Consider the following 10745-nt stretch of genomic DNA (forward strand, 5'->3'; position numbering starts at 1 on the left):
CCGTTCGTGTACTGGACAGTCGTAATGGGAAGTCTGTACCGATGGTCCCAATCCAGAACCACGACCTTGCTCAGCGGATGGCTGAGCTGGCCCGCGCGGCCTCGTCGCCGCGCAGCGTCGAGGACGTTCTGACCGATGTCACCGCGACGGCGAGAGAGCTGATTCCGGGGGCCGACACAGCGGGCGTGTTGCTGATAGGTAGGAACGGAAAGTACGAATCCCGTGCCGCCACGACAGAACTCCCCCACAAGCTCGACGCGTTGCAGATGGCGTTCGACGAGGGGCCATGTGTGCAGGCCGCCGTCGGCGATTTGATCGTGCGCACCGACGATTTCCGGACCGAGCGGCGGTGGCCCAAATACTCACCCGCGGTCGTCGAGTTCGGAGTTCTCAGCGGCCTGTCGGTAAAGCTGTACACCGCCGACCGCACCGCGGGCGCCCTGAACATGTTCGCCTTCACGCCGCACGCCTTCGACACCGAGGACGAGACCATCGCGACCGTGCTCGCCGCGCACGCGGCGGCGGCCATACTGGCCAGCCGTGAGGGCGAGCAGCTGCAGTCCGCCCTGGCGACCAGGGACCGCATCGGTCAGGCGAAGGGCATCATCATGGAGCGCTACGGCGTGGACGAACTGCGGGCGTTCGAGATGTTGAAGCAGCTGTCGCAGGACAGCAACACCCGACTCGTCGATGTGGCGGAGCGCGTGATCGACACCAGGAGCTCTCATTGACGCGCGCCGCGCCACATCGGCGGTCGGTACACGGCGTGGTTCGCGAGAACGGACTCCTACTGGCTTGCGTCGGCCTCTTCGCGGTCTTCTTCGCCGCCATGATCGTTTCCGGCGCGGCGACCTATAACGAGGAACAACTCGAACACGGATCGGGCGAACACCTGTCGGTACTGCAGTACCTGTCGACCGGTCACTTCGTCGAGGCGACGTTCGAGAACTGGGAGTCCGAATTTCTGCAAATGGGGATGTACGTCGTCCTGACGGCCTTCCTCTACCAGAAGGGGTCGTCGGAGTCGAAGCCGTTGAACAAGGCCGCACCTCAGGATGCCGACCCGCGCAGGGCCGTCAAGCGGAATTCGCCGTGGCCCGTCAAGCGTGGTGGATGGCCGCTGGCCGTATATGAGCACTCGTTGGCGATCGCGTTCTTCGTGTTGTTCTTCGCGTCGTGGGCGTTGCACGCGCTCGGCGGAGTCAGCGCGTTCAACGAGGAGCAGCTCCAACACGGGCAGCCGGCAGTCTCGGTGTGGCGGTACGTAACCACCGCGCAGTTCTGGTTCGAGTCGATGCAGAACTGGCAGAGCGAGTTCGTCGCGGTCGCGGCGATCATCGGGTTGTCGATCTTCTTGCGGCAGCGTGGATCTGCCGAGTCGAAGCCCGTCGCGGATCCGCACCGCGAAACCAGCGCCTGACTCCGGCGATTTGTGTGCGTTTGGGAGCGCTGACCGCTCGCGAATGCACACAAATCGCACAAAAAGTGCCCCCGGCAGGATTCGAACCTGCGACACCGGCTTTAGGAGAGCCGTGCTCTATCCCCTGAGCTACGAGGGCCTGACCGCTGGCAGCTTACCGTTTGACCGCGTGCGGCCCACCGGCCCGGATCTCAGTTTTGGCAATTTTGACAAAACATCTCCCGAAACCGGCCTCGCGAACGGCTCGGCCCAGTAGCCTCCCAGCCGTGGAGCTGAAGTTGCAGCGCGTCGGCGCATGGTGTGGAACCGCAATGATCGTCCTGTACAGCGTGTGCTTTTCCGGCATCGCGAAACTCTTTCCGCCGATGTCCCCGACGGACACCGCCGAACAGACCGACGCATTCCTGACCACCGAAAACCTCTGGGTGCGTTTCGGGCTCGCGGGTGCGCTGCTCGCGGCCGCGCTCGCCCTGCCCTTCCACGCGGTGATCGTGCTGCGCCTGCGGCGCGCCGAGGGGCAATGGGGCATGCTCACACTCACCCAGGTGCTTGCGGCGGCCATCTTCACGCCGGCGATGATGTTCTCGCTGATGGCGTTGGCGGCAGCCGCATTTCGGGCCGGGCAGCGCGATCCGGAGATCACCCAGGCGTTCAGCGACTTCTTCTGGCTGTGGTTCATCGGCATCGTCGGCACCATCGTGATGCAGAACATCACGCTGGCCATCGCGTCGTTCACCGACAAGAGCGACCCCCCGACATTCCCGCGCTGGTACGGCTTCCTCAACCTGTGGGTGGCGATGCTCTCGCTGCCGGGCTGCGTGGTGATCGCCATGAGCAACGGACCGCTCGCCTGGAACGGCGTGTTCGCCTACTACCTGCCGGGTCTGGCCTTGATCGTCTGGATGGTCGGCACGACCGTCGTGCTGCTGAAGTCGATCACGGCGCAGGAAGCCGCCGAAAGTCAGCTGGCCGCGGCGCAGTGACCGCGGCTTCGACGCTGCCGGGCGACCCTTCCGCCCGGCGGATCCCCAGCGAGTCCGGCACGTGGGTGTTCCTGTTCGGCGACATGCTGGTGTTCGGCGTCTTCTTCATCACCTTCATGGTCGAGCGGGCGAAGGCCCCCGACGTGTTCGACGTCGCACGCACGTCGCTGCACATCGGCGTAGGCGTCACCAACACCATCGTGCTGCTGACCAGCTCGCTGTGCGTCGTCGTCGCGCTCGGAGCTCTCCGAGCAGGCGCGAAATCCATTGCGGGCAACGCTGTTTCCGTGGCAATAGGCTGTGGCCTGGTATTCATCGGGCTCAAGGTGTTCGAGTACGTCTCGCTGGCGAGCACCGGCCACGGCCCTGGCGCCAACAACTTCTTCCTCTACTACTTCATCCTGACCGGGCTGCACCTGTTCCACGTGTGCGTCGGCGTCGGGGTGCTGGTGGTACTGCGGATGCAGACCCGGCGGCCGGAACTCAGCGCCACCCGGATGTCGGTCGTCGAGGGCGGCGCGTGCTTCTGGCATCTGGTCGACCTGCTGTGGATCTTCCTGTTCGCACTGCTGTACCTGGTGAGCTGATGAAGGGCCCCTCCGTGCTGCAGCTCGTCCGTAACCGGGCCGGCGTCTCCTGGCTGGTGCTCGTCGCCGCGACGGTGGTCTCGTGGGCCGTCGGCGCCGAACACGGCACCGGTTCGATTGTGGCGATCGTCGTGCTGGCGATCGCGGCGATCAAGGTGCGCCTCGTCGGGCTGGACTTCATGGAACTGCGCCACGCGCCCATACCGCTGCGCGCGATGTTCGAGTCCTACTGCTTCGTGATGTGGGCCGTGCTGTCCGGCCTGTATCTCTGGCTGTAAACGCTGTAGTCAGCGCAGTTCGGCGATCACCTTCGCGAACGCCTCACCGTGCTGCTGCTGCACGGTGATGTACGTGACGCCGTAGGTGTCGCGAAGCTCGCGGATCCGGTCGGCGATGTCCTTCGGCGTGCCGGAGAACACCGCGGGCGTGCGCAGCATCTCGTCCTCGGACAGATCGGGCAGGAAGCGGCGCACGAGCGACAGGTCCGGGACGCCCGAGTTGTCGGTGGGCAGGGCGATCACCGACAGGTTCAGTTCCAGCTCGTCGAAGCGATCGCCGGCGGCGTCGCGGATGAAACCGATGCGATCGGCGAGGGGATCGGAGTCCGGGCCGATCGGGGCGCCGCCCGTCAGTCCGATGATGTTCGCCCGCTGCGCGGCGAGGGTGAGCAGCTTGTTTCCGTTCCCGGCGATGAGGATCGGCACGTCGGGGGCGTGCTCGTTCATGTGCTCCGTGACGTGGCGCAGCCATTCGACCCGTTGGCCTGCGGTCGGGTACGGCAGCTCGGCCTGCTCGAACTCCTCCTTGACGTATCCCGCGCCGAGGCCGAGGTCGAAGCGCCCGCCGCTGAGATCGCGCAGCGTCGTGACATCGCGGGCCAGCAGCGCGGGGCGGTAGAAGCCGGCGTTGAGCACGAACGTGCCGACCCGCAGCGTCTCGGTCGCCATGGCCATCGCCGTCATCATCGGGAACGGCGCCGTCGTGTAGAGGTGGTCGGCCATGTGGATGACGTCGTAGCCCATGTCCTCCGCGCGGCGGGCCCAGTCCTGAACTGACTTTTGACGACGTGCGGCCTGCAACCCGACACCGAACCGGAAATCTCTGACCATCAGGCGATCGTAGGAGTTTTGCGGGCCATGTTTAGGAGATGTGACTCGCGGGCATGATTTCTGCCGCCGACCCACCAATAAGGACTTTGCAGCCGATCCGGTCCGTCGTGAGCCCGCCTCCGACGGGCCGGATCAATTTTCAGACCATGGCCACTCATCCCACGATCGGCGTCGAAGAGGAGTTTCTCCTCGCCGACCCCGCCTCAGGCGAACCGGTCGCCGTCAACAAGACGGTCGCCGGTGCGGCGGCCGACCGCGGCGTGAAGCTACAGCTCGAGCTGACCAGCTGCCAGGTCGAGACCGCCACCGATGTCGCCGGCGGCACCGGGGAACTCGCCGATCAGCTGCTCAGACTGCGTCGTATCGCCGCCGAGGCCGCCGAGGCCGCCGGTGCCCGGCTGCTCGCCGTCGGACTGCCACCCACCGTCCCGCACGAGTTCCCCATCACCGACACGCCGCGGTACCGCGAGATCGCCGACAGGTTCGGGATGATCGCGCACGAGCAGGGGATCTGTGGGGCCCATGTGCACGTCGCGGTGCCGAGCCGCGAGGCCGCAATACGGGTCAGCAACCGGCTGCGGCCGTGGCTGCCGCTGTTGCTGGCCTTGACCGCGAACTCGGCGGTGTACCGCAGCACCGACACGGGTTACGCGAGCTGGCGCAGTGTGCTGTGGGCGCGGTGGCCGAGCGCCGGTCCGCCGCCCGAGTTCGACTCCGTCGACGAGTACGACGCCGTCGTGCACATGCTCCAACACGCGGGCGCGATCCTGGACGACGGCATGGTCTATTGGGACGTGCGTCCCTCGGCCAACTTCCCGACCATCGAGGTTCGCGTCGCCGACGTGCCCGCCACGGTGGCCGAGACGGTGCTGCTGGCCGCGCTCGTCCGCGCGGCGGTGATGACGGCGCTCGACGACGAGACGCACAGGGAGCCGATGCCGCCGCTGACCCCGCACGCACTGCGGGCCGCGTATTGGAGAGCGGCGCGCGACGGCCTCGACGGCGCAGCCCTGGATCTCGTCGAAAGCCACGAGAGCGTCCCGGCGCGAACGCTGTTGAGCCGCATGGTCGAACACGTACGGCCCGCCCTGGAGGCGGTCGGCGACTACGAGCTAGTCACCAACGAGTTGGACCGCATCGGCGAGGAAGGCAACGGGGCGATGCGGCAACGCCAGGCATGGCAGCGTCGTCATGACGTCGCCGACGTGATCGACGAGGCCGCCGCGGCTACGCTGGCCGGGACCTAGGTCAGTGGCAGCGCCGCGAAGGGCTCGGTGGTGGGCAGCGAGGAACCGCCTGGGGGTTCGACGGTGAACGCCAGCGTGCTCGACCCGTCGAGATCTGGCAGCACCGCCGTGGTCGACGGTGCCACCGTCGCGGCGTCCATCGTGCCCGCGGAATGCGGCCCGTCGTCGTTGATCAACCACATCTGATAGACGGTGCCGGCCTCGGGAGGCGGCACGTTGTTCATCACGAGCACGCCCGCGTTCTTCTCGCGGGAGAACACCACCGTCGCCGTGCCGCCGCCCGGGATGTCACCGAACACGGTGCGCACGTCCGGCGCCGCGAAAACCTGCTCGGCGGTCGAGGCCGTCGGCGCGGGACGCAGGGCGAGTCCGACGCCGAGCGCGCCCAGCCCGATGACGACCGCCGCCGCGGCGGCCAGAATCGTCGCGCGCCACGGCCTTGGCTTCGGCCGCAGCGGGACAACCGAGTAGGTGCGCGGTTCGGGGCGCACACCGCTCAGCACCCGGTCGCGCAGCTCGTCGGGAGGTTCGACCGCGGTGGCGGCCGAGATCACCGCCATGGTCTCGCGGACGGCCCGCACTTCATCGTCGAAGGCCCTCGCGACCTCTGGCGGGGCGGCCGCGATGCGGCGCTCGATGTCGGCGCGCTCCGCCTCGGGTATCGCGTGCAGCGCATACGGGGTCGCGAGGGCGATCAGATCGTCAGTCGGTTGGGTCATGTGAGCCCCAAACACCGGCGCAGGCCGCGAATGGCGTCGCGCATCCGGGATTTGATCGTCGCGAGGTTGGCCGACAGGCGCTCGGAGACCTGGACGTAGGTCAGACCGTCGTAATAGGCGAGCTGGATGGCCTCGCGCTGGGTGTCGGTCAGCGAGCCAAGGCAGTCGGCGACCTGCTGCCGCTCCTCGCGCAGGAGCACCGCGTCGGCGACCTGGTCGGACGGTAGTTCGACGTTCGCGGCGCCGTAGCGGGACTCGCGCTGGCTGCCGGCCTGCTCGGAACGCACACGGTCCACCGCTCGCCGGTGGGCCAGGGTCAGCAGCCACGACAACGGCGAGCCGGCGGCGGGGTTGTACGCATCCGCGGTACGCCAAACCTGCAGGTAGATGTCCTGCGTGGTTTCCTCGCTGTAGCCGGGGTCACGCAGCACCCGGGTGACCAGGCCGAATACCCGCGCCCGGGTCTGGTCGTAGAACGTCGCGAACGCGTCGACGTCCTGTTGGGCCACCCGGCGCAGCAGTTGGTCGAGGTCCGTGGTCATAGGGCGTAGCCTATCGACCGCCATCGGCACCGTCACGGTAATCGCGATCTAGGCGGGAACGGTACGAAAAACGAAGTACGGGAACGGTATTCATCGAATCCAGGTCGGTTGGCCATGTACTTCTCGGTGAGCCGGGCGCCGGTGGCGTACACCAGGAAGTACGTCATCAGCACCGGCGACAACACGGTGGTCAACGAGATCCAGCCCGCGATACTCGCCAGCCACAGCCCCCACCACACGCAGGCGTCGCCGAAGTAGTTCGGATGCCTGGTCCACGCCCACAGTCCGCGATCCATGATGACGCCCTTGTTGGCGGGGGCGGCCTTGAACCTGCGCAACTGGTGATCGCCGAGTGTCTCGAACACCAGGCCGATGGCCCACACCGCCGCACCGGCGATCAGCAGCACGGGTGCGGGAGTGGGCCCGAGGACGGCCGAAAGTTGTAGCGGCAGCGAGACAAACCACGTCGCAGCTGCCTGGATCAGAAACACCTTGCGGATGACATGACCCGCCGAGAAGTCGCCACGCAGCAGGTCCCGGTAGCGCGGATCTTCGCCCTTGCCGGCCGATTTGACGATCATGTGCCAGCCCAGCCGCAACCCCCACACTGCGACGAGGACGAGTAGCAGGATCCGACGGGACAGATCACCCGAGCCGAAGACGGCGGCGACGGCGGCCACCGCGACGAATCCGACCCCCCACGCGGCGTCGACGACGTTGTAGCGGCCGATGCGCCGGCCGATGAGGAACGTCGTGGCGTGCACCACGACGAGAACCGCCAACGAGGCCGCGGTGACGACTAGGAATTCCATCGCCGACGCCCGGACGGTGCAAACGTCCACTGATACACATCGAGATACCCGGACCGGAAACCGGCCTCGGAATAAGCCAGGTAGAGCTCCCACATCCGGTGGAAAACCTCGTCGAAACCCAACTCCGCCACGGCATCCCGGCGCGCGGTGAAGCGCTCCCGCCAGAGTCGCAGCGTTTCGGCGTAATCCCGCTGCAGCGAGGCCATGTCGACCGTACGCAGCCGGGTGCTGGACTCGGTGATTCCGATGACGGCCTCGGTCGAGGGAAGAAGTCCACCGGGGAAGATGTACTTCTGGATCCAGGTGTGGGTATGGCGAGTGGCAAGCATGCGCTCGTGCGGCATGGTGATCGCCTGGATCGCGACCCGTCCGCCCGGTGTCACCAGCCGGTCGAGGGTCTGAAAGTACTTGGGCCAGAATTGGTATCCGACTGCCTCGACCATCTCCACCGACAGCACGGCGTCATAGCAACCGTCGACGTCGCGGTAGTCGCAGAGGTCGATCTCCACCCGATCGGACAAACCCGCGTCGGCCACCCGCTGCCGGGCCAGTCGCTGCTGTTCGGCCGACAGGGTGATGGAACGGACCTGCGCCCCTCGGGCCGCGGCGCGAAGGCTCAGTTCGCCCCAGCCCGTACCGATTTCGAGCACCCTGGAGCCGGGACCGACGCGCGCGGTGTCGAGGAGCCGATCGATCTTGCGCCGCTGCGCGTCCGCCAGAGCCGACTCGTCGGCGGGTAGGGTGTCGAAGAGCGCGCTGGAGTACGTCATCGACTCGTCGAGGAACTCGGCGAACAGCGCATTGGACAGATCGTAGTGCTCGGCGATGTTGCGGCGGGCCTGTTCGCGGTTGTTGTGCTGAGACGACGGCTGGCGGACGACGGCAAGTGAACGGAATCGTTGCAGGGCAGGGGGAATGAGCTCGCTCAACCGCTTGCCGAACTCGGTGAGCAGGCCGACGAGATCGCTGGAGCTCCAGTCGCCGGCCATGTAGGACTCGCCGAAGCCGATGAGCCCGTAGCGTCCGACCCGGCGGACCATCGCGTCGGGCCGATGGACGACCATGGTCGGTAGGGTGGGGTCGGCGGCGCCGACAACGGTGCCGTCGGGGTAGACGACGCGAATCGGTAATCGGGCGGCCGCGCGGCGGAACAGCCGGTCCGCGATGGCTCCGGTGACGGCGCTGAGGGGCCCGTTCGGGACCTGTGCCACGTCGGGCCATCGGCCGGAATCGATTGTGGCCGAGCGGGGTAGTGACAGTTCGACGCTCACGACTGGGTGACTCTTTCCTTATCGATGGATTCGCGAGGGACGACGGGGACCCGTCGCAACCAGAGGGTGATGCCTTGGATTCGGATGCCGAGAGCGCCCATCAGCGGTGCGACCGGCGCCGCAAGTTGCAGCCGCAGAATCTCGGCGATGCCTGCGCGCCGCCGGGTTCCACGCATCGTCACGACGAATGCGGGCTGGTTGTCCCGGTGCAGTGAGATTCGCACGTCGAGGTTCTCGTCGGGCCGAGGCGCGGTCACGAGGTAGTAGCCGTCGACCGCGTTGAACGGAGAGACGTACAGGTTCTTCATGACGATGGTGGGGTGCTCGGTATCAGGTGGCAGCAGGTAGGCGTGACGTCCGCCGTAGGTGTTGTGCACCTCGGCGATGATGTGCCGAAGTGTCCCGTCGGCATCGTGACACCAGTAGAGGCTCAGCGGGTTGAACACGTATCCGAGCACGCGGGCCTGCAGCAACGCGGTGACCCGGCCGCCACGCAGGTCGACACCGTGGTCGGCGAGGAACGCGTCGATGCGTTGCCGCAGAGTGTCATTCGGTCCGTCGGCGACGCTGAAGTGATCGCGTGCATCGAAGCGAGCGAACGGGCGCAGCCACCAGGGGAGCTGCGGTAGATCGTCGACGTCGACGTACCAGCTGTACCCGCGGTGCTCGAAGTAGTGGTGCACCGGGGCGCGCCGCAGATGGGTGATGCGGGTGCGGTAGATGGCGGGGGACGACGTGTCGGCGCTCAACGTGGCAGGGTTCAACATGGCAGGGCCTCCCGCGCCGTGACCGGCCAGTCGGCGCCGAGCCGCTGCGCCGCCCGCAATCCGGACGCCGCACCGTCCTCGTGGAAGCCCCAGCCGTGGTAAGCGCCCGCGAACACCACGCGGTCGTCGTCCAAGGTGGGTAAAAGCCGTTGGGCGGCAACGGACTCCGGTGTATACATCGGATGGCTGTACGTCATCTCGGCGATCACGGCGGCCGGGTCGACGCGGTCCTGACCGCCGAGCGTCACGAGGAAACGGGAGTCGCCACCCAGCCGCATCAACCGGGTGACGTCGTAGGTGATCAGCACCTGATCGTCGTCCGAGGTGGCCAGGTAGTTCCACGACGCGCGGGCGCGGGGATGTGTGGGCAGCACCGAATCGTCGGTATGAAGCTGCGCGTGGTTGGTGCTGTACCCGATTGCGCCGAGTACCGACCGCTCGGCGGAAGTCGGCTCGGCGAGCATCAACAGCGCCTGGTCGGGATGCGTCGCGATGACGGCGGCATCGAACAGCTGCGGTCCGTTGATTCCGTCGGATACCTCGACGCCGTCGGGTACCCGTCGCACCGAGCGCACCGCGGTGCCGATGCGCACGTCGTCGATGACGTTGGCCACCGCGTCGACATACGTGACGGACCCGCCCACCACCGTCCGCCAGGTTGGGGAGTTGAAGACGGAAAGCATGCCGTGGTGTTCCAGGAACACGAACAGGTAGCGGGCCGGGTAGTGCAGCGACAGACCCGGCGGCGACGACCACACCGCCGCGATCAGCGGTGTCATGAAGTAGTCGATGAAGTACTGGGAGAAGCCGTGGCGGGCCAGGAATTCGCCGACCGTCTCGTCGTCGCCGTCATCCTCGAGCAGGCGCAGCGCCGCCCGGTGGAAGCGTTTGACCTCGGCCAGCATGTACAGGTAGCGCGGACGGGCCAATGACGACCACGAGGGGAACAGCCCGCCGAGTCCACGGGCGCCCGCATACTCCAGTCCGCTCGCATCGTCGCGCACCGACATCGACATGTCGGTCTCGCGGGTTTCGACACCGAGCTCGTCGAACAGTCGGCACAGCGTCGGATAGGTGCGGTCATTGTGGACCAGGAACGCCGAGTCGACGGCGACGATGTCACCGTCGTCGCGCTGGACCTGGTGGGTGTGGGCGTGACCGCCGAGGCGAGTATCGGCCTCGTAGAGGGTGACGCGGTCGCGAAGTGCCAGTACATAGGCGGCGACCAGTCCTGACACGCCGCTACCGATGACCGCGACGGAGCGTTGGGAGGGATGCATGCGTTCCA

Annotated in this window: 13 protein-coding genes and 1 tRNA gene; 6 read left to right on the top strand and 8 right to left on the bottom strand. The window is 66.9% G+C overall.

Translation table 11 applies throughout. The features are described 5' to 3' along the window. Positions 1 to 41: 41 nt before the first annotated feature. Positions 42 to 731 carry a GAF and ANTAR domain-containing protein gene (locus H7J93_RS15490; protein ID WP_267307192.1) on the top strand — a complete coding sequence of 230 codons (690 nt, stop codon included), beginning with the start codon at positions 42 to 44 and terminating at the stop codon, positions 729 to 731. After that, positions 728 to 1420 carry a DUF6766 family protein gene (locus H7J93_RS15495; RefSeq protein WP_267307193.1) on the top strand — a complete coding sequence of 231 codons (693 nt, stop codon included), beginning with the start codon at positions 728 to 730 and terminating at the stop codon, positions 1418 to 1420. Before H7J93_RS15490 ends, H7J93_RS15495 begins: the two co-directional genes overlap by 4 nt. A gap of 66 nt (positions 1421 to 1486) precedes the next feature. Here the strand turns inward: H7J93_RS15495 and H7J93_RS15500 are convergent. Beyond that, positions 1487 to 1559, bottom strand: a tRNA-Arg gene (locus H7J93_RS15500). A 172-nt stretch (positions 1560 to 1731) separates the two neighbouring features. Here H7J93_RS15500 and H7J93_RS15505 point away from each other — a divergent pair. From H7J93_RS15505 to H7J93_RS15515, 3 genes are read left to right on the top strand one after another with little or no spacing between them, the layout of a single operon-like run. Further along, positions 1732 to 2403: a hypothetical protein gene (locus H7J93_RS15505; RefSeq protein ID WP_267307363.1), complete on the top strand. Its 672-nt coding sequence runs from the start codon at positions 1732 to 1734 to the stop codon at positions 2401 to 2403. After that, on the top strand, positions 2400 to 2990 hold the full coding sequence (locus tag H7J93_RS15510; protein WP_267307194.1) for a cytochrome c oxidase subunit 3: 591 nt from the start codon (positions 2400 to 2402) through the stop codon (positions 2988 to 2990). Before H7J93_RS15505 ends, H7J93_RS15510 begins: the two co-directional genes overlap by 4 nt. After that, positions 2990 to 3268, top strand: a complete 279-nt coding sequence (locus tag H7J93_RS15515) for a cytochrome C oxidase subunit IV family protein (protein WP_267307195.1) — start codon at positions 2990 to 2992, stop codon at positions 3266 to 3268. Before H7J93_RS15510 ends, H7J93_RS15515 begins: the two co-directional genes overlap by 1 nt. A gap of 9 nt (positions 3269 to 3277) precedes the next feature. On the opposite strand, the gene H7J93_RS15520 is transcribed toward H7J93_RS15515, so the two are convergent. Further along, on the bottom strand, positions 3278 to 4099 hold the full coding sequence (locus tag H7J93_RS15520) for a TIGR03621 family F420-dependent LLM class oxidoreductase (protein WP_267307196.1): 822 nt from the start codon (positions 4097 to 4099) through the stop codon (positions 3278 to 3280). Between the two features lie 146 nt (positions 4100 to 4245). Between H7J93_RS15520 and H7J93_RS15525 the strand changes: the two genes are divergently transcribed. Further along, positions 4246 to 5346, top strand: a complete 1101-nt coding sequence (locus H7J93_RS15525; protein WP_267307197.1) for a glutamate--cysteine ligase 2 — start codon at positions 4246 to 4248, stop codon at positions 5344 to 5346. Here H7J93_RS15525 and H7J93_RS15530 read toward each other — a convergent pair. Genes H7J93_RS15530 through H7J93_RS15555 form a run of 6 tightly spaced genes read right to left on the bottom strand, consistent with a single transcriptional unit; the run spans position 5343 to position 10737 of the window. Continuing rightward, complete coding sequence (locus H7J93_RS15530) at positions 5343 to 6065, bottom strand: anti-sigma factor (protein WP_267307198.1); 723 nt, start codon at positions 6063 to 6065, stop codon at positions 5343 to 5345. The genes H7J93_RS15525 and H7J93_RS15530 overlap by 4 nt on opposite strands. Then, on the bottom strand, positions 6062 to 6631 hold the full coding sequence (locus tag H7J93_RS15535; RefSeq protein ID WP_267307199.1) for a sigma-70 family RNA polymerase sigma factor: 570 nt from the start codon (positions 6629 to 6631) through the stop codon (positions 6062 to 6064). The genes H7J93_RS15530 and H7J93_RS15535 overlap by 4 nt, the downstream gene beginning before the upstream one ends. A gap of 8 nt (positions 6632 to 6639) precedes the next feature. Further along, positions 6640 to 7419, bottom strand: a complete 780-nt coding sequence (locus tag H7J93_RS15540) for a DUF1295 domain-containing protein (protein WP_267307200.1) — start codon at positions 7417 to 7419, stop codon at positions 6640 to 6642. Then, positions 7407 to 8690, bottom strand: a complete 1284-nt coding sequence (locus H7J93_RS15545; RefSeq protein ID WP_267307201.1) for a class I SAM-dependent methyltransferase — start codon at positions 8688 to 8690, stop codon at positions 7407 to 7409. Before H7J93_RS15545 ends, H7J93_RS15540 begins: the two co-directional genes overlap by 13 nt. Beyond that, complete coding sequence (locus tag H7J93_RS15550; RefSeq protein WP_372507902.1) at positions 8687 to 9439, bottom strand: DUF1365 domain-containing protein; 753 nt, start codon at positions 9437 to 9439, stop codon at positions 8687 to 8689. The genes H7J93_RS15545 and H7J93_RS15550 overlap by 4 nt, the downstream gene beginning before the upstream one ends. 11 nt (positions 9440 to 9450) lie before the next feature. Beyond that, positions 9451 to 10737 carry an NAD(P)/FAD-dependent oxidoreductase gene (locus H7J93_RS15555; protein WP_267307203.1) on the bottom strand — a complete coding sequence of 429 codons (1287 nt, stop codon included), beginning with the start codon at positions 10735 to 10737 and terminating at the stop codon, positions 9451 to 9453. Positions 10738 to 10745 lie beyond the last annotated feature (8 nt).

The sequence above is a fragment of the Mycobacterium barrassiae genome (assembly GCF_025822765.1).
GTDB lineage: Bacteria > Actinomycetota > Actinomycetes > Mycobacteriales > Mycobacteriaceae > Mycobacterium > Mycobacterium barrassiae.